This is a genomic window from Pseudomonas sp. PvP028 (genome assembly GCF_017832255.1).
Lineage (GTDB): Bacteria > Pseudomonadota > Gammaproteobacteria > Pseudomonadales > Pseudomonadaceae > Aquipseudomonas > Aquipseudomonas syringae.
The window spans coordinates 5,251,277-5,268,000 of sequence record NZ_JAFIBL010000001.1 but is presented as its reverse complement, the minus strand read 5'-3'; the positions used below and the strand labels follow the sequence as shown (position 1 = coordinate 5,268,000).

Annotated in this window: 17 protein-coding genes; 9 read left to right on the top strand and 8 right to left on the bottom strand. The window is 60.8% G+C overall.

Features of this window, described 5'->3' with window-relative positions; genetic code table 11:
• Nucleotides 1–65 precede the first annotated feature (65 nt).
• The 4 genes from dnaX to pdxB all read left to right on the top strand — a co-directional run bounded on the left by dnaX (nucleotide 66) and on the right by pdxB (nucleotide 4,311).
• Nucleotides 66–2,288: a DNA polymerase III subunit gamma/tau gene (gene dnaX / locus JOE34_RS22520; protein WP_122335384.1), complete on the top strand. Its 2,223-nt coding sequence runs from the start codon at nucleotides 66–68 to the stop codon at nucleotides 2,286–2,288.
• A gap of 61 nt (nucleotides 2,289–2,349) precedes the next feature.
• On the top strand, nucleotides 2,350–2,676 hold the full coding sequence (locus JOE34_RS22515) for a YbaB/EbfC family nucleoid-associated protein (protein WP_002552818.1): 327 nt from the start codon (nucleotides 2,350–2,352) through the stop codon (nucleotides 2,674–2,676).
• Between the two features lie 148 nt (nucleotides 2,677–2,824).
• Complete coding sequence (gene tusA, locus JOE34_RS22510) at nucleotides 2,825–3,079, top strand: sulfurtransferase TusA (RefSeq protein WP_003315171.1); 255 nt, start codon at nucleotides 2,825–2,827, stop codon at nucleotides 3,077–3,079.
• A gap of 89 nt (nucleotides 3,080–3,168) precedes the next feature.
• A complete protein-coding gene (pdxB, locus tag JOE34_RS22505; RefSeq protein ID WP_024648180.1) occupies nucleotides 3,169–4,311 on the top strand; it encodes a 4-phosphoerythronate dehydrogenase PdxB in 1,143 nt (380 codons plus the stop codon).
• A gap of 74 nt (nucleotides 4,312–4,385) precedes the next feature.
• On the opposite strand, the gene JOE34_RS22500 is transcribed toward pdxB, so the two are convergent.
• Complete coding sequence (locus JOE34_RS22500; RefSeq protein ID WP_003315168.1) at nucleotides 4,386–4,556, bottom strand: PA1571 family protein; 171 nt, start codon at nucleotides 4,554–4,556, stop codon at nucleotides 4,386–4,388.
• Nucleotides 4,557–4,843: 287 nt separating this feature from the next.
• Here JOE34_RS22500 and JOE34_RS22495 point away from each other — a divergent pair, with 287 nt between their 5' ends.
• On the top strand, nucleotides 4,844–6,613 hold the full coding sequence (locus JOE34_RS22495; protein ID WP_003423432.1) for an ABC transporter transmembrane domain-containing protein: 1,770 nt from the start codon (nucleotides 4,844–4,846) through the stop codon (nucleotides 6,611–6,613).
• A 59-nt stretch (nucleotides 6,614–6,672) separates the two neighbouring features.
• Here the strand turns inward: JOE34_RS22495 and JOE34_RS22490 are convergent, their stop codons facing one another.
• Together JOE34_RS22490 and JOE34_RS22485 are read right to left on the bottom strand one after the other, a co-directional pair.
• Complete coding sequence (locus JOE34_RS22490) at nucleotides 6,673–6,954, bottom strand: pyrimidine/purine nucleoside phosphorylase (RefSeq protein ID WP_003343080.1); 282 nt, start codon at nucleotides 6,952–6,954, stop codon at nucleotides 6,673–6,675.
• Between the two features lie 112 nt (nucleotides 6,955–7,066).
• Nucleotides 7,067–7,609 carry an exonuclease domain-containing protein gene (locus JOE34_RS22485; RefSeq protein WP_003315164.1) on the bottom strand — a complete coding sequence of 181 codons (543 nt, stop codon included), beginning with the start codon at nucleotides 7,607–7,609 and terminating at the stop codon, nucleotides 7,067–7,069.
• 252 nt (nucleotides 7,610–7,861) lie between these two features.
• Here JOE34_RS22485 and JOE34_RS22480 point away from each other — a divergent pair, with 252 nt between their 5' ends.
• Entirely contained in the window at nucleotides 7,862–8,701 is an 840-nt protein-coding gene (locus JOE34_RS22480; RefSeq protein ID WP_004418445.1) for a transporter substrate-binding domain-containing protein, read from the top strand.
• 37 nt (nucleotides 8,702–8,738) lie between these two features.
• Here the strand turns inward: JOE34_RS22480 and JOE34_RS22475 are convergent, their stop codons facing one another.
• Together JOE34_RS22475 and eat are read right to left on the bottom strand one after the other, a co-directional pair.
• On the bottom strand, nucleotides 8,739–8,906 hold the full coding sequence (locus JOE34_RS22475) for a DUF2897 family protein (protein WP_003315162.1): 168 nt from the start codon (nucleotides 8,904–8,906) through the stop codon (nucleotides 8,739–8,741).
• A 118-nt stretch (nucleotides 8,907–9,024) separates the two neighbouring features.
• On the bottom strand, nucleotides 9,025–10,389 hold the full coding sequence (gene eat, locus JOE34_RS22470; RefSeq protein ID WP_003423452.1) for an ethanolamine permease: 1,365 nt from the start codon (nucleotides 10,387–10,389) through the stop codon (nucleotides 9,025–9,027).
• A 291-nt stretch (nucleotides 10,390–10,680) separates the two neighbouring features.
• On the opposite strand from eat, the gene pyrF reads away from it, so the two are divergent.
• Entirely contained in the window at nucleotides 10,681–11,379 is a 699-nt protein-coding gene (pyrF, locus tag JOE34_RS22465; protein ID WP_003423454.1) for an orotidine-5'-phosphate decarboxylase, read from the top strand.
• A gap of 77 nt (nucleotides 11,380–11,456) precedes the next feature.
• Here pyrF and JOE34_RS22460 read toward each other — a convergent pair whose 3' ends face one another.
• Nucleotides 11,457–12,464 (bottom strand): NADP-dependent oxidoreductase, encoded by a 1,008-nt coding sequence (locus tag JOE34_RS22460; protein WP_003315157.1) that lies wholly within the window; start codon nucleotides 12,462–12,464, stop codon nucleotides 11,457–11,459.
• A gap of 231 nt (nucleotides 12,465–12,695) precedes the next feature.
• Here JOE34_RS22460 and JOE34_RS22455 point away from each other — a divergent pair, with 231 nt between their 5' ends.
• Nucleotides 12,696–13,631, top strand: coding sequence for an LD-carboxypeptidase (locus JOE34_RS22455; protein ID WP_209996685.1), 936 nt, complete (start codon nucleotides 12,696–12,698; stop codon nucleotides 13,629–13,631).
• A 28-nt stretch (nucleotides 13,632–13,659) separates the two neighbouring features.
• Here JOE34_RS22455 and JOE34_RS22450 read toward each other — a convergent pair whose 3' ends face one another.
• Nucleotides 13,660–14,853, bottom strand: coding sequence for a benzoate/H(+) symporter BenE family transporter (locus JOE34_RS22450; protein ID WP_017278056.1), 1,194 nt, complete (start codon nucleotides 14,851–14,853; stop codon nucleotides 13,660–13,662).
• Nucleotides 14,854–14,969: 116 nt separating this feature from the next.
• A complete protein-coding gene (locus JOE34_RS22445; protein WP_003423460.1) occupies nucleotides 14,970–15,440 on the bottom strand; it encodes a MarR family transcriptional regulator in 471 nt (156 codons plus the stop codon).
• An 82-nt stretch (nucleotides 15,441–15,522) separates the two neighbouring features.
• Here JOE34_RS22445 and JOE34_RS22440 point away from each other — a divergent pair, with 82 nt between their 5' ends.
• The gene (locus tag JOE34_RS22440; protein ID WP_209996683.1) at nucleotides 15,523–16,689 is read left to right on the top strand and encodes a PLP-dependent aminotransferase family protein; all 1,167 of its coding nucleotides are present in this window, start codon (nucleotides 15,523–15,525) and stop codon (nucleotides 16,687–16,689) included.
• Nucleotides 16,690–16,724 lie beyond the last annotated feature (35 nt).

The window sequence follows — 16,724 nt, the reverse complement described above, 5'->3', positions numbered from 1 at the left end:
ATGCAATTTTGCCCCTGCTCGGCTAGCATTGGCGGTCTTCCGCTTACCAGTTGCGACGGTTTTAAATGAGTTATCAGGTTCTTGCACGTAAATGGCGTCCGCGCTCGTTCCGCGAAATGGTCGGCCAGGCTCATGTGTTGAAGGCCCTGATCAACGCGCTGGACAGCCAGCGCCTGCACCATGCCTATCTGTTTACCGGCACACGGGGCGTTGGCAAGACGACTATCGCGCGCATCATCGCCAAGTGCCTGAACTGTGAAACCGGCATCACCTCGACGCCTTGCGGCACCTGTTCGGTGTGCAAGGAGATCGACGAGGGCCGTTTCGTTGACCTGATCGAAATCGATGCTGCCAGCCGCACCAAGGTCGAAGACACGCGCGAGCTGTTGGATAACGTGCAGTACGCGCCAAGTCGCGGTCGCTTCAAGGTCTACCTGATCGACGAAGTGCACATGCTTTCCAGCCACTCGTTCAACGCCTTGCTCAAGACGCTTGAAGAGCCGCCGCCCTACGTCAAGTTCATCCTTGCCACCACCGATCCGCAAAAGCTGCCGGCGACCATTCTTTCGCGCTGCCTGCAGTTCTCGTTGAAAAACATGACGCCTGAACGCGTGGTCGAGCATCTGACCCACGTGCTGGGCGTCGAGAACGTGCCCTTCGAAGACGACGCGCTGTGGCTGCTCGGGCGCGCCGCCGATGGTTCGATGCGTGATGCGATGAGCCTCACCGATCAGGCCATTGCCTTCGGTGAAGGCAAGGTCATGGCTGCCGATGTACGTGCCATGCTCGGCACGCTAGACCACGGCCAGGTGTTCGATGTACTGACCGCACTGCTGGAAGGCGATGCCCGCGGGGTGCTGGAGGCGGTACGCCACTTGGCCGAGCAGGGCCCTGACTGGAATGGCGTGCTCTCGGAAATTCTCAACGTGCTGCACCGTGTGGCGATTGCCCAGGCGTTGCCGGAAGGCGTCGACAACGGTCATGGTGATCGTGACCGGGTGCTGGCCCTGGCGCAGGCCCTGCCTGCCGAAGACGTACAGTTTTACTACCAGATGGGCTTGATTGGTCGTCGTGACCTGCCATTGGCCCCTGATCCGCGTGGCGGCTTCGAGATGGTCCTGCTGCGCATGCTGGCGTTCCGTCCTGCCGACAGCGAAGACGCGCCGAGGCAGCCGCTAAAGCCAGTGGGGATCAGCCAGGCCACGGTTGATTCCCGAAAAGCAGTGGCTGATGCGACACCTGTTGCATCGGCAGCTCCCGCAGTGTCTACCGCCCCGGTGATGGCTGCGCCCGATCCGGCCTTCGAAGCGCTGCCGCCTGCGGCGCCGGCGATGCCTGCCGCCGCCCGGCCAGAGCCCGCGGTACAGCCGGAATCGAAGCCAGAGCCACAAGCCGCGCCAGTCGAAGACCTCGACCTGCCGTGGAATGAACCGAAATCCCCGGCTGCCGAACCCGCCGCCGAAACTGCGCCCCCTACCGAATCTGAGGGCGAATCTGATGCTGAGCCAGTAGCCGAGCCGGTTCTGGAGACCGTTTCCGAGCAGCCCGACCTGACGCCCATGCCGACGCCTGCGCCCGCCAGCCCGGTGCCGGCCGCACCTGAAGCCGAGCCTGCACAGCCGGCCGCCGAGCAGCCGGTCACGCCGGCAATGCTCGAAGCCATTCCGGACTCTGCGTATCTGTCCATGCACGCCGATTCGATGCCTTCCGACTCCGGGCCCATGGGGCGTGACGACGAGCCGCCAGCGGACGACGATTATGTCGAGCCGGATATCGACATAGACCCGGCGTCCTACAGCTATCTGGATGAGTTGGCCCACGAAAGTGTCGTCGAGCTTGAAGCCGTCGAACCGGAGCCTGCTCCGGCTGCCAAACCGGCCACCGGTCTTGCGGCCGAGTGGCTGGACGTGTTTCCCAAGCTGCCGATCTCCGGGATGACCGGCAGCATCGCGGCCAACTGCACACTGATCTCGGTCGATGGCGACAACTGGCTGCTGCACCTGGACCCGGCGCACAGCGCGCTGTTCAACTCGACGCAGCAGCGGCGTCTGAACGATGCGTTGAACCAGTACCATGGGCGCACGATCAATCTGAGTATCGAGCTGATCAAGCCCGAGCAGGAAACCCCTGCGCAGGCTGCTTCACGGTTGCGTGCCGAGCGCCAGCGCCAGGCCGAAGCCTCGATCCAGGCCGACCCGTACATCCAGCAGATGCTGCAACAGTTTGGCGCTGTGATCCGGGAAGACACGATCAAACCGGTGGACGCGCCTGCGGTGCCGGCTCAATAACTGAACACAGGGCGCCGCTGGCGCCACGCAAACGAACCATCCATTTTCGAGGAGATATCCCATGATGAAAGGTGGCATGGCTGGCCTGATGAAGCAGGCGCAGCAAATGCAGGAAAAAATGGCCAAGATGCAGGAAGAACTGGCCAACGCGGAAGTCACCGGTCAATCGGGCGCAGGCCTGGTGAGCGTGGTGATGACCGGTCGTCATGACGTCAAGCGCATCAATCTGGATGACAGCCTGATGCAGGAAGACAAGGAAGTGCTGGAAGACCTGATCGCCGCCGCCGTCAACGACGCTGTGCGCAAGATCGAGCAGGCCAGCCAGGACAAGACGGCTTCCATGACCGCTGGCATGCAGTTGCCGCCCGGTATGAAGCTGCCGTTCTGACGGTCGCCCGGCTTATGAACAATGCCAGGCCCTGTGCCTGGCATTTTTCTGTCTGCCATGCGCCGCCACTCGACCACAGTACAACCATCAGCATTTGGCCTGATCGACTGAATTGAGCGACAATCTTCCCCCGTCTCTGGAGTGCCCCATGTCTGAGCCCATTGAAAACCTCACTGTCGACGCCGAGCTGGATGCCGTCGGGCTGTTCTGTCCGGAACCGGTGATGATGTTGCACCAGAAGGTGCGTGATCTGCCTGCGGGCGGTCTGCTCAAGGTCACTGCAACCGATCCGTCCACGCGTCGCGATATCCCGAAATTCTGTGTATTTCTTGGCCATGAGCTGGTTGCGGAGCAAGCCGAAGAGGGCACGTTCCTCTACTGGATCCGCAAGAAGTCCGACTGATCGCCACATCGCTGCAACCCGCGCCTGTTCACGACGCACCTGTTCCCGATTCGAGCAGGTCCCTGTTCGCCAGACCCAGAGAGTCCTCCATGCGCATTGTTGCTGACGAAAATATTCCCCTGCTCGACGCCTTTTTTGCTCATTTCGGTGAGATTCATCGTTTGCCGGGCCGCGCCATGGACCGAGCCGCCGTGGCTGATGCAGACATCCTGCTGGTTCGCTCGGTCACCGCAGTGACCCGCGAACTGCTTGAAGGCAGCTCGGTGCGTTTTGTCGGGACCTGCACCATTGGCACTGATCACCTCGATCTGGACTGGTTTCAGCAAGCTGGTATCCAGTGGGCCAGCGCTCCGGGCTGCAATGCGCGCGGCGTGGTGGACTACGTGCTCGGCAGCCTGTTGACCCTGGCTGAAATCGAGGGTGTTGACCTTGCGCAACGCACCTACGGTGTGGTCGGTGCAGGGCAGGTGGGTGGCCGGCTGATCAGCGTATTGAAAGCTCTGGGCTGGAACGTGCTGGTCTGCGATCCGCCGCGCCAGGCTGCCGAAGGCGGTGACTTCGTCAGCCTCGACGAGATCCTGCAGCGCTGTGACGTTATCAGCCTGCACACGCCGCTGAGCAAAACCGGGACGTCACCGACCTGGCACCTGCTCGACGACGCGCGTCTGCGTCAGCTCCGGCAGGGTGCCTGGCTGATCAATGCCAGCCGTGGCGCTGTGGTGGATAACGCAGCGCTGCACGACGTGCTGCTTGAGCGGGAAGACCTGCAAGCGGTGCTGGACGTGTGGGAGGGCGAGCCGCAGGTCAACGTCGCACTGGCTGACTTGTGCGTTCTGGGTACACCGCATATCGCCGGTTACAGCCTGGATGGCAGGCAGCGCGGTACGGCACAGATCTATCAGGCGCTGTGTGGCTTTCTTGATCAGCCTGCGACGATCGAGCTGGACGATCTGCTGCCAAGACCCTGGCTGGCGCAGGTCAGTCTCGACGCGGCCTGCGACCCGGTCTGGGCGCTTAACATGCTGTGCCGTGGCGTGTATGACCCGCGTCGTGACGATGCGGATTTTCGCCGCAGCCTGACCGGTGACACCGCCAGTCAGCGTCTGGCCTTCGATGCACTGCGCAAGCAGTACCCGCCACGCCGGGAAATCGAAGGGCTGAAGGTGCATCTGGAGGGCGAGTCCGAGGCGTTGGCGCAATTGGTGCGGGCGCTGGGTGCGGTGCTGGTCTGATCGCCAGGCGGGCTATCGGGCAATAAAAAACCCGACCAAGTGGTCGGGTTTCAAGTGTCTGGTACGGCTCGGTATTATTTTTCCGGGGTTACCCAGTTCTTATCGCATTCCTGGCAGGCAGCCTGAACCATTTCTTCGGTGATCAGGACTTCTTCCCCGTGCTGGTCGAGAACGGCACCGCCAACCGGCAGATTGGGCGTGGCTCGAACGACTTGAACTTCGTTGCTGCGCTCTTGCGGGTTCATGGTGTTTCTCCTTTCATCAGGTAACGGCGTTAAGTTAACCGCGCTTGATGACCGGTCCGTGACAGGTACTGTCAGCCGCTCAAACGCGCTCCAAGTGCAACAGATATGATGCAAATCTGCCAGCAGGCGCTTAGATCGATGTCTTATAGCGGCCTCTGTAAAGCAGTCATAACCTGACTCTTGAAGCCAGCCGCAAGTTCATTCGAAATGATGTTCGGCGCGCCCGGCAACACCGGTGTAGGCTTTGCAATTCAGACAGATCGGGCAGACAGGCAGGTTCATCGTTCATGATTTCACGGATTACCCGACGTCATCGCCAGGCCTTGCGTCTGGCTGCGAGTTTCATCGCGCCGTATCGCTGGCAGGCGCTCGGCGCATTGCTGGCACTGGTCATTACTGCGGGCATTACTCTGTCGATCGGGCAGGGCATCAAACTGATGGTCGATCAGGGTTTCATGACCCGTTCACCCCAGTTGCTCGAGCGCTCGATCGGGTTTTTCATGCTGCTGACGGTCGGCCTCGCCGTCGGAACCTTCGCCCGTTTCTATCTGGTGTCGTGGATCGGCGAGCGTGTGGTTGCCGACTTGCGCAAGAAAGTATTCGATCACCTGATCGAACTGCATCCGGGCTTCTACGAGAACAATCGCAGTTCGGAAATCCAGTCGCGACTGACCGCCGACACCACGCTGTTGCAGTCGGTGATCGGCTCGTCGCTGTCGATGTTCCTGCGCAATGCGCTGATGGTCATCGGCGGCATCGTGCTGCTGTTTATCACCAACCCCAAACTCACCAGTATCGTGGTGGTGGCGTTGCCGCTGATCATCGCGCCCATTCTCATGTTCGGGCGGCGGGTACGAAACCTGTCGCGCGAGAGTCAGGACCGCGTCGCCAATGTCGGCAGCTACGTGGCTGAGGCCTTGGGGCAGATCAAGACGGTGCAAGCCTACAATCATCAGCAGCAGGACAAGCAGCGCTTTTCGCATACGGTGGAGCAGGCGTTCGAGACCGCTCGTAAACGCATCCTGCAGCGCTCCTGGCTGATCACGCTGGTAATCGTCCTGGTGTTGGGTGCGGTGGCCGTGATGCTGTGGGTGGGCGGCATGGACGTGATCAGCGGTCGCATCTCCAGCGGTGAGCTGGCAGCGTTCGTGTTTTACGCGCTGATGGTCGGTATGGCGTTCGGTACGTTGAGCGAGGTGATTGGCGATCTGCAGCGCGCCGCCGGTGCGGCGGAGAGGATCGGCGAGCTGCTTCAGGCGCGCAGTGAGATCAGCGTGCCGACCACGGACCTGCAGAGCCTGCCGCAGCGCATCAGTGGGCGTCTGGCGCTGGAGAATGTCACCTTCGCCTACCCGTCGCGTCCCGAGCGCAACGCGCTGGATGACCTGACCCTGAGTATCGAGCCCGGTGAAACCCTGGCGCTGGTCGGGCCCTCCGGCGCGGGCAAGTCGACCATCCTCGATCTGCTGTTGCGCTTCTACGACCCGATTAAAGGGCGCATCCTGATCGAGGGCGTGCCGATCGCGCAGCTCGACCCCCATGATCTGCGCCGCTGCTTCGCGCTGGTTTCACAATCGCCCGCACTGTTTTTCGGCAGTGTCGAAGACAACATTCGTTACGGTAACGCCACCGCGAGCCTTGAGCAGGTAGAGGCGGCGGCGCGCATCGCCCATGCGCATGAGTTCATTCTCGACATGGCCGACGGCTATCGTACGCATCTGGGTGAGGGCGGTGTGGGCTTATCCGGCGGACAGCGGCAGCGTCTGGCGATTGCCCGCGCTTTGCTGGTCGATGCGCCGATCCTGTTGCTGGACGAGGCGACCAGTGCGCTGGACGCGCAGAGTGAGCACTTGATTCAACAGGCCCTGCCGAGCCTGATGCAGGGGCGTACCACGCTGGTCATCGCCCACCGGCTGGCCACGGTGCAGAATGCCGACCGGATTGCCGTCATGGATCAGGGGCGGTTGGTGGCCGTGGGCACCCATCAGCAGTTGATCGCCAGCAACCCGCTTTATGCGCGACTGGCGGCGTTGCAGTTCAATGCCGGGGTTGAGTAGGAGAGGGCGAGAAGGGCTTGTGGGGAACGTGGGAGGTCAAGCCTCCCACTCGCTCAGCCTCAGCGATATTCGCACAGGTAGGCGGTATCGACTTTGACCTTGATCTGGAACTTGCTGTTGGCCGGTACGTTGAACTGGTTGCCGGTGGCAAAGGTTTCCCAGTCAGTGCTGTCCGGAAGCTTCACGCTCAACTCGCCGGAGATCACATGCATGATTTCCCGTTGCGCCGTACCGAACTCATATTCGCCCGCTGCCATGACACCGATGGTTGCCTCACCATCGGCCTGGGTGAAGGCGATGGATTTGACGGTGCCGTCGAAGTACTCGTTGACCTTGAACATGGGCGGTTCCTTTTGAAAGGGCTGAAAATGGCTCGCCAGTATGCCCAACACGGTAAAACTCGTCACGCCCCTTGCACGTGAACGCTGACGAAACGTCGACCTGCAGCGGCATTCAATTGGGCAGGATCAACGGCAGCAGCCTGGCAGTATTGCGCGCATCGACCAGGGCGCGGTGCTGTTGCCCGCTGAACTGCATGCCTGCCAGTTGCAAGGCACTGTTCAGTCCCATCGGTTTCTGCAAGTGACGGGCCTGGGCGAAACGCTGTTTGAGATTGACGTGCGGCATGCTGGACAGCGCACTGTCGAGGTGATGGTGGCGCCATTCCTCTTCCAGTTGCTGACGATCGTAGTCCCCCCAACTGGCCCAGCCCACGATGCGTGCACGGTGATGGCTCAACCAGCGCTCGAATTGCGGCCACACCGTCGTCAGCGGCGCAGCGCTGTCGATGCTGCTCTGGTTGATGTGGGTCAGCTCGCGGCAGAAATGGGTCAGCAGCGGTCTGCGTGCCGGGCGCACGAAGCGCTCGAAATGGTCAAGCTCGCGTCCGTCCTGATTGACCAGTGTCGCGCCTATCTCGATGACTTCCATTTCTGCGACTGGCCATCCACCTTCTTCGGTCGTGGCCTCAAGATCAATCACCAGCCAGTGCGGCATCATCAAGCTTCCTTACGATAGTCAATGGCTTCAGCGTAGCCAGATTAACCCGTTGCGCACACTCTGGGCTTTGCATCGGCATGCTTGTTGTTACAACGGCCTCTACAGTGACCACAGGTGATTGCATTGGTGCCTCGCAGGCGGCTGTCACGTGCCTGGATGAATACTGCAAGCGCACCGCAGAGCGCTGACGCCGTCGATTTGACAGTTGTTTAAATCACGGAAACCGCATAGTTTGGACGGCTTTGATTGATGTCGTGTTTTATGAAAAGACTTGCAGTGTTAATTGACGGTGTGGCGCGCAAGCTTGTGACCGGCGTTATGCTCTTCATTCCGTTGATGGCAGCGCCGCAGGTCTTTGCCGCGCAGATCGTGCGGGTGGCCGCAGTGCATTTCCCCCCTTACATGGTGCGCCCTGAAAAAGGTGAGGACGCTGGCCTTTTACCCAAGCTGGTCGATGCCCTGAATGGCGAGCAGGACGAATATGAATTCGTGATGATTCCGACATCGGTGCCTCGGCGTTTTCGTGATTTCACGGAAGGGCGTTTCGATCTTGCAGTTTTCGAAAACCCCGACTGGGGCTGGAAGGACATTCCCCACGAACAGATCGATATGGGGCTCGAGGATGCCGAGGTCTATGTGGCGCGCCGGGTGGAAGGACGCGGGCAGGATTACTTCGACACCTTTGCTGACAAGCGTCTGGCATTGTTCAGTGGCTATCATTATGGATTTGCCAACTTCAACACCGATCAGAAATACCTGAGCGAGCACTTCAGTATTACCTCCACGTACTCCCACGACAGTAACTTGCTGATGGTGGTGCGCGGCCGCGCCGATATTGCACCTGTTACCCGTTCGTACCTGATTGATTTCATGGCGCATAACAAGGATGAAGCGGCGCAGCTGATGGTGTCCGACCGTATCGATCAGACCTACCGTCAATATGCGTTGTTGCGTCCGAATGGCAGCATCGATGTGGCGCACTTCAAACAGCTACTGGAGCGGTTGCGTGCAGATGGGCAGTTGGCGAAGATTTTCGAGCCGCTTCACATCAAGGTGCTTGCGGTCAATGCCGAGATGCCCGGTAAATAGCAGGGGGGCAGGTGTTGCGCCTGCCACCCAGAGGCACTCAACGGTCGTTGGCGTCCTTGGCATCCATTTCTGCGTTGCGCTCATGGACGCGCTTGAGCTGTTCTTCAGTGAGGGGCAGTTTCTTGGCTGTGTCGCGCAGCATCATCAGACCGCCGACGACCGAGCCAATGGCTACGAGCAGAATTAACCAGGCATACCAGGGCATAGCGCTCTCCTTGTTGTGATACCGGTTGGAGCAGCAAAGCTGCCCAATGGTTCAAGTGTATGCGCCCTGAAGCGGGTGCGTACGAAAGCATTCGCCCGCAACCCTAAGATTCTGCCAACTACTTCCCGGTCAGCATCGCGTCGGTCGGCGCGTCGGCGCGCGATTTGGCAGTCAGGCTGAAATAGATGAAGCCGATGGCCATCAGGCCTAGGAAAATCAGACCGATCAGTGCGTTGAACCAGGCCATTGCCACCAGGCACACGACGGCCAGCGCCAGCGCGATGCCGGGCACTACCGGATAACCGGGGGCGCGGAACGTGCGTTCCAGGTCAGGCTCGGTCTTGCGCAGTTTGAACAGGCTGAGCATGCTCATGATGTACATGACGATGGCGCCGAACACGGCCATGGTGATCATTGCAGCGGTCAGTGTCATGCCGCTCAGGTTGATCAGCCCGTCGCTGTAGATCGCGGCGATGCCGATCAGGCCGCCGGCGATGATTGCCCGGTGTGGTGTCTGGAAGCGCGAGAGTCTGGCCAGCGAGGCGGGCAGGTAGCCAGCGCGGGCGAGGGCGAAGAACTGGCGCGAGTAACCCATGATGATCCCGTGGAAGCTGGCGACCAGACCGAACAGGCCGATCCACACCAGCATGTGCAGCCAGCCGGAGCTGTCACCGACCACGGCTTTCATGGCCTGCGGCAGCGGATCGTTGATGTTGGCCAGGGTGCGCCAGTCGCCCACGCCACCGGCAAACAGCATGACGCCGATAGCCAGAATGACCAAGGTCAGAATGCCACTGATGTAGGCCTTCGGAATGGTGCGTTTCGGGTCCTTGGCTTCTTCGGCGGCCATCGCAGCGCCTTCGATGGCCAGGAAGAACCAGATGGCGAAGGGGATGGCAGCGAACATGCCGGCAATGGCTTCGGGTCCGAAAGTCTGTGAACCGGCCCAGCCGTTCAGGGCGAAGTTGCTGAAGCTGAACGCAGGTGCGACGACGCCCATGAACACCAGCAACTCGGCCACAGCCAGAATGCACACCACCAGCTCGAAGGTTGCCGCGAGCTTCACGCCCACGATGTTGAGCGCCATGAATACGATGTAGGCGCCGACTGCCGCATGCTTGGGGTCAAGACCCGGGTATTGCACGTTAAGGTACGCACCGATCGCCATGGCAATGGCCGGTGGCGCAAAGACGAATTCGATCAGGGTGGCCATGCCGGCGATCAGTCCGCCTTTTTCGCCAAAGGCGCGACGGCTGTAGGCGAACGGACCGCCGGCGTGCGGGATGGCTGTGGTGAGTTCGGTAAAACTGAAGATGAAACAGGTGTACATGGTGGCAACCATCAGGGCTGTTACCAAAAAGCCCAACGTACCCGCGACGCCCCAGCCGTAGCTCCAGCCAAAGTATTCGCCGGAAATCACCAGCCCTACCGCGATCCCCCATAAATGAATCGTGCCGAGCGTCGGCTTGAGTTGTGTGCTCATTGTTTTCTCCCTGGGATTCGATAATCGTTGAAACATCCTGTTGCAGAGGCCGTGCCAGTGCACTGTTCAACGTCGTGTTGCTTCAAAACAGGTCGTTTGTGGAACGTTTGGGTGAACTGATTCACCTTGTTGTGCAGATTCGGTGCAGGCTAGTGCAATGACGGTCGCTGCAGGTGCAGGAAATCGTGACCTTTTAAGACCGCCATTGGACAAATGCCGACCTATGGGTCCCGCCTGTGCGCCGGTTCGGCTACAATGCGCGCCGATTTCGACTTACCTGAGACCACGCTCATGTCCGCCTGCCAGACTCCTGTCATCGTCGCCCTGGATTTTCCGACCCGCGAAGCCGCCTTGCGCTTGGCTGATCAGCTCGATCCCAAGCTGTGCAGGGTCAAAGTCGGCAAGGAACTGTTCACCAGTTGCGCGGCCGACATCGTCGAGACCTTGCGCGACAGGGGCTTCGAAGTGTTTCTGGATCTCAAATTCCACGACATCCCCAACACCACGGCAATGGCAGTCAAGGCGGCGGCCGAGATGGGCGTGTGGATGGTCAATGTGCACTGCTCGGGTGGCTTGCGCATGATGGCGGCCTGTCGGGAAGTGCTTGAGCAGCGCACCGGTCCACAGCCGTTGCTGATCGGTGTGACCGTTCTGACCAGCATGGAACGTGAAGACCTGGCCGGTATTGGTCTGGACATCGACCCGCAGGTGCAGGTGCTGCGCCTCGCTGCTCTGGCCGAGAGGGCCGGGATGGATGGTCTGGTCTGCTCGGCGCTGGAAGCGCAGGCCTTGAAAGCCGCTCACCCGTCGTTGCAGCTGGTGACGCCTGGCATTCGTCCGGCGGGCAGTGCGCAGGACGATCAGCGTCGTATCCTGACCCCTCGTCAGGCACTGGATGCAGGCTCTGACTACCTTGTCATCGGTCGCCCGATCAGCCAGGCGGCTGACCCGGCTAAAGCTCTGGCGGCGGTGGTTGCCGAGCTGGCTTGAGTAGATGGATGCGTAGCGTCACGGCGCTTTACCCGCATAGCGGAGAAGGGCTGTGACGCTGCGAAAAGCCTGCGGGTTTATTCCACTTTCAAGATCAGCTTGCCCTGATTCTCACCGCTGAACAGCATCTGGAAGGTTTCCGGGAACGTCTCGAGACCGTCCACGATGTGCTCCTTGCTCTTGAGCTTGCCTTCCTTGATCCAGCCGGCCATGACCTGACCCGCTTCTGCAAAGCGCTCCGGGTGGTCCAGTACGATGAAGCCTTCCATGCGGGCGCGATTGACCAGCAACGACATGTAGTTGGCCGGGCCTTTGATTGCCTTGGTGCTGTTGTACTGACTGATGGCACCACAGATCACGACGCGCGCGCCGACCGCCAGCTGGCTGAGTGCTGCGTCGAGAATATCGCCACCGACGTTGTCGAAGTACACATTCACGCCATCCGGGCAGTGGCGTTTCAGACCGTCCATGACGTCTTCGGATTTGTAGTCGATGGCTGCGTCAAAGCCTAGCTCCTCGGTCAGCAGACGACATTTTGCCGTGCCTCCCGCGATGCCGACGACCCGGCAGCCCTTGAGCTTGGCGATCTGCCCGGCCACGCTGCCGACAGCACCTGCCGCACCGGAAATCACCACGGTGTCACCGCTTTTCGGTTGACCGACGTCCAGCAGCGCCAGGTAGGCGGTCATGCCGGTCATGCCCAATGCCGATAGATAAAGCGGCAGGGGCGCAAGGCTGGTATCTACCTTGTAGAAGCCCTTCGGCTCACCGGCAAAGTAGTCCTGCACGCCCAAGGCGCCCTGGACGTGATCACCTACGGCGAACTTGGGGTTTTTCGATTCAAGTACTTCACCCACGCCGAGGGCGCGCATCACTTCGCCCAGCTTCACGGCTGGAATGTAGGATTTGCCGTCATTCATCCAGCCACGCATTGCCGGGTCCAGTGACAGGTATTTGTTCCTGACCAGAATCTGCCCGTCGGCAAGTGCGCTGACCGCGGCTTCCTGATAGGTGAAGTCATCACGGCGCGCATCGCCCGAAGGGCGCTTGGCGAGCAGGAACTGGCGGTTGGAAAGATCGGTCATGGAGGGTCTCCTGAAAAGGGTTCAAGAATGGATTCAAACGCTCATCGCGCCATTCGGGCAAGAAGCGATCACCCAGCGAATGCCGTTTGATCCATGTGGTTGATAGGAGTCCGTTGCGCCGCTGGCGTTCAGACGGATCTGCGGATGAAACATGCTGATGACGGATATGGCTTGAGTCGCCCCCCCTCAGTGCTCTAGATTCCTTGTTCGATCAACGCTTGGACGACCGTGATGCCTGCCACCTCTTCAAACACTCTCCACCCCCGTGCTCTGCGAGCTGGCGACGCCGTGGCACTGGTGTCTCCGGCAGGGCCTGTGGACCCCGGCAAGATCCAGGCGGCGGTGGCGGTACTCGAAGGGTGGGGGCTGCGTCCACGGGTCTATCCGCATGCGCTGGGCAGCTACTCGTTCTATTCGGGGACCGATGAAGAGCGGCTCGCCGACCTCAACGCCGCGCTGGCTGATCCGGAAATCCGCGCGGTCATCTGCACTCGCGGGGGTTATGGCGTACAACGGATCGTTCAGCAGGTGGATATGGACGCGGTGCGTCGCGACCCCAAGCTGGTGACCGGCTTTTCCGACATCACCGCGTTGCACGGTGCGCTGTGGAACCACGCGCGCCTGGCGACCATTCATGGGCCGGTCGCTTCGCAGCTGGAACGAGGCGGCCTGTTCGTCAGTGGTATGCGCCATGTGCTGATGAGTAGCGAGCCGGTGTTGCTCAAGGCTGATCCGGCCTCGCCAACCGTCAGGGTCAGAACTGGTGGTAGCGCACAGGGCCTGCTGTTGGGCGGCAACCTGTGCATCCTCGATACCTCTGTGGGTACGCCGTTCATGCCTGACCTGAGCGGTGCGATCCTGCTCATCGAAGAGGTCAACGAACCCGCCTACCGGGTCGACCGCATGCTCACCCATCTGGGCAACTGCGGGATTCTTGCGTCTCTGGCGGGCGTTGCCGTCGGCGAATTTACGCCTGCCGCCAACACTGGCCGCACCATCAGCCCCGCCGATGTGCTGCTGGAGCGGCTGGGCAGTCTTGGCATCCCGGTGCTCGGCGGTCTGCCGGTAGGCCATGGAGATCTCAATCAGGCAGTGCCACTGGGCACTCAGGCGATACTTGATGCCGACGCCGGAACCCTGTTGGTAGTGGCTGCCGCGCGTAGCTGATGTCTCTGCCACGCTGCTGGTGGTTGGCCTAGTCGGTTTTGCGTGTGTTCAGGATCAGTAAGGTCAGCAAGCCCGCGACGATGCCCCAGAACGCCGAGCCTATGGAGAACAGCGTCAGTCCCGAAGCGGTGACCATGAAGGTGATCAAGGCGGGCTCGCGTTCCCTCGGTTCGGCCATCGCAACGGTCAGGCCATTGGTGATCGATCCGAGCAGCGCCAGCGCAGCAATCGAGAGCATCAGTTCCTTGGGGAACGCACTGAACAGACCCGCCAGGGTGGCACCGAAAATGCCGGCTATTGCATAGAAAATCCCGCACCAGATCGCCGCTGTATAGCGTTTGGATTTGTCCTCATGGGCATGAGGGCTGGTACAGATGGCGGCACTGATCGCCGCCAGATTGATCCCGTGGCAGCCAAACGGTGCCGTGAGCAGTGAGGCAAAGCCTGTCACCGATATCAGTGGTGAGGTCGGCGGGAAGTAGCCGTCGGCTCGCAACACGGCCACACCGGGCATGTTCTGCGAGGTCATGGCCACCACGAACAGCGGGATGCCAATGCTGACCGTCGCCGCCCATGAAAACTCTGGAGTGGTCCAGACCGGCATGGCGACTTCCAGCGCCAGGCCACCAAAGTTCAGCAAGCCCAGCAGGCCTGAGAGGCCGATACCGACCAGCAGCGCGAGCAGCACCGAATAGCGTGGCGACAGGCGCTTGACCAGCAGGTAAGTGAAAAACATACCCAGCACCAGGCGGGTGTGGTGCTGTGCGGCAATAAAAATCTCACTGCCGATCCGGAACAGAATTCCTGCCAGCAAGGCCGCGGCCAGCGAGGCTGGCAGGCGCCGCACGATGCGCTCGAAACTGCCGGTCACCCCGCACAGAGTCACCAGCAGCGCGCTGGTGATGAACGCGCCAATGGCCTGCGGGTAGCCGACGCCGCCCAGGCTGGTGATCAGCAGGGCGGCGCCGGGTGTCGACCACGCCACGGTAATCGGCATGCGGTAGCGCAGCGAGAGGCCGATGCTGCACACCGCCATGCCCATGAACAGCGCCCACAGCCAGGATGAAATCTGCACGCTGCTCAGCCCTGCCGCCTGGCCCGCCTGGAACATCAGCACCAGCGAACTGGTGCAGCCGGTCATCATGGCGATGAAACCGGCAACCACCGCCGATGGCGATGAGTCTGTCAGCGGGCGCAATGGCACCTTGAGGGATTGGTTCATGCAGGGCGTTCCTTGAAACGGGCAGGTAGCAAAGGGCGCCAAGCCTAAACGCATGGCCGCTCGGCCTTGCAATACAGCGACACAAGTAAACGCCAGCACAGTTGCAGACGTGGCGTTTACTCGGCGTCAGCCCCGGTCGGGCAGGCGCCGGATTGCAGGGTCTGCCCCAGCGCCCGATTGACCGTCAGCCAGCCATCCACGGCATCCTGACCCGCTTCGGCGAACACCCGCTGCAGCAGTTTGACCTGTTCGCGGCGCAAGCCCTGTTCAAAAAGGGCGCCTTCATCGGTGAGGCCCAGCAGTCGTTTGCGCTTGTCATTCTCGGGGGCCGCGCTGTGCACCAGATTCATGGCGATCAGCTGGCGCAGCGGGGCATTGAGGGCCTGTTTGCTGACGCCCAATACGGTGAGCAGCTCCTTGACGCTCAGGCCGGGGTAACGGGCGATGAAAAAGACGATGCGCTGGTGCACACGACTGAAGCCGCGTCTGGCCAGCATTTCATCAGCCTTGGCAGTGAATGCCTGATAGCCGAAGAAGAAGGCTTCCATGGCCATTTGTTGATTGGCAGGTTTTTTAAGGTCAAGCATGTTGACGTATCCGGGTTGATCGTCGTAATTTGAGTCAACCAGTTTGACGTATTTCCAATTGTCTCGGCTACAGGTAACTGCCATGGCTTTCTCCGAACGCGTTTCCCGTCTGAAAAGTTCTCTGATCCGCGAGATCCTCGCCGCCGCTCAGCGTCCGGAAGTGATGTCGTTCGCCGGTGGTCTGCCGGCCGAGTCGATGCTGCCCAAAGTAGAGTGGGCCGACATGCCTGTTGCGCTGGGCCAGTACGGCATGAGCGAGGGCGAACCTGCGCTGCGTGAAGCGCTGGCCGCCGATGCCCGTGCCCTGGGTATCGACTGCGACGCCAGTCAGGTCATGGTGGTCAGTGGTTCTCAGCAGACACTGGACCTGGCGGCCAAGCTGTACATCGACAAAGGCACCGAAATTCTCCTCGAAGCGCCCACCTATCTGGCGGCGTTGCAGATATTCCAGCTGTTCGGCGCCGACTGCATCACCGTGCCGCTGCAGGCCGAAGGCCCGGACCTGCTTGCCATGCGTCAGCGTCTGGAGCAGCACACGCCAGCGTTCGCCTACCTCATTCCGACGTTCCAGAACCCCTCGGCGGTGCGCTACAGCCAGGCCAGTCGCGATGCCGTTGCGGCGTTGCTCGACGAGTTCGGTGTCACGTTGATCGAGGACGAGCCGTATCGTGAATTGAGCTTTGATGGCGGCAGTGCCAGGCCGATCGTCAGCGGTCTGAAGACAGCCAGCTGGATTTACACCGGCACGGTTTCCAAGACGCTGCTGCCGGGCCTGCGAGTGGGCTATCTGATCGCCAGCCCCGATCTGTTTCCGCACTTGCTGCGTCTGAAACAGTCGGCCGATCTGCATACCAATCGCCTCGGCCAGTGGCAGGCCTTGCAGTGGATTGGTACTGAGCACTATCGTGAGCATCTGGTGACGCTGTGCGAGTTTTACCGGGGCCGTCGTGATGCGTTCGAGAGCGCCTTGCAAACGCATTTTTCCGACCTGGCCACCTGGAACAGCCCGCAAGGCGGACTGTTCTTCTGGTTGACGCTGAAGCAGCCGCTGGACACGCGCACCTTGCTGGATACGGCGCTGGCGCACGATGTGGCGTTCATGCCGGGCGAACCTTTCTTTGCCGATCCGGACGCCAATCACGGTCACTTGCGGCTCAATTTCAGCCATATCGACCCTGCACGGCTCGATGAGGGTATAAAACGTCTGGCGTCGGTGGTCCGCGCAGCGCACCTTCTGCAGGCCGCCTGATTCAAGACGTCAACATAGACGCAGCAAGGGAGCAG

Bases quoted from the DNA above. Each gene is read 5' to 3' on its own strand.
- JOE34_RS22515 (WP_002552818.1), top strand. From the start codon at position 2,350: ATGATGAAAGGTGGCATGGCTGGCCTGATGAAGCAGGCGCAGCAAATG.
- JOE34_RS22500 (WP_003315168.1), bottom strand. From the start codon at position 4,556: ATGAACCCGCAAGAGCGCAGCAACGAAGTTCAAGTCGTTCGAGCCACG.
- dnaX (WP_122335384.1), top strand. From the start codon at position 66: ATGAGTTATCAGGTTCTTGCACGTAAATGGCGTCCGCGCTCGTTCCGC.
- JOE34_RS22490 (WP_003343080.1), bottom strand. From the start codon at position 6,954: ATGTTCAAGGTCAACGAGTACTTCGACGGCACCGTCAAATCCATCGCC.
- JOE34_RS22455 (WP_209996685.1), top strand. From the start codon at position 12,696: ATGCCTGCCACCTCTTCAAACACTCTCCACCCCCGTGCTCTGCGAGCT.
- pyrF (WP_003423454.1), top strand. From the start codon at position 10,681: ATGTCCGCCTGCCAGACTCCTGTCATCGTCGCCCTGGATTTTCCGACC.
- JOE34_RS22485 (WP_003315164.1), bottom strand. From the start codon at position 7,609: ATGCCGCACTGGCTGGTGATTGATCTTGAGGCCACGACCGAAGAAGGT.
- JOE34_RS22445 (WP_003423460.1), bottom strand. From the start codon at position 15,440: ATGCTTGACCTTAAAAAACCTGCCAATCAACAAATGGCCATGGAAGCC.
- eat (WP_003423452.1), bottom strand. From the start codon at position 10,389: ATGAGCACACAACTCAAGCCGACGCTCGGCACGATTCATTTATGGGGG.
- JOE34_RS22450 (WP_017278056.1), bottom strand. From the start codon at position 14,853: ATGAACCAATCCCTCAAGGTGCCATTGCGCCCGCTGACAGACTCATCG.
- pdxB (WP_024648180.1), top strand. From the start codon at position 3,169: ATGCGCATTGTTGCTGACGAAAATATTCCCCTGCTCGACGCCTTTTTT.
- tusA (WP_003315171.1), top strand. From the start codon at position 2,825: ATGTCTGAGCCCATTGAAAACCTCACTGTCGACGCCGAGCTGGATGCC.
- JOE34_RS22460 (WP_003315157.1), bottom strand. From the start codon at position 12,464: ATGACCGATCTTTCCAACCGCCAGTTCCTGCTCGCCAAGCGCCCTTCG.
- JOE34_RS22495 (WP_003423432.1), top strand. From the start codon at position 4,844: ATGATTTCACGGATTACCCGACGTCATCGCCAGGCCTTGCGTCTGGCT.
- JOE34_RS22440 (WP_209996683.1), top strand. From the start codon at position 15,523: ATGGCTTTCTCCGAACGCGTTTCCCGTCTGAAAAGTTCTCTGATCCGC.
- JOE34_RS22480 (WP_004418445.1), top strand. From the start codon at position 7,862: ATGTCGTGTTTTATGAAAAGACTTGCAGTGTTAATTGACGGTGTGGCG.
- JOE34_RS22475 (WP_003315162.1), bottom strand. From the start codon at position 8,906: ATGCCCTGGTATGCCTGGTTAATTCTGCTCGTAGCCATTGGCTCGGTC.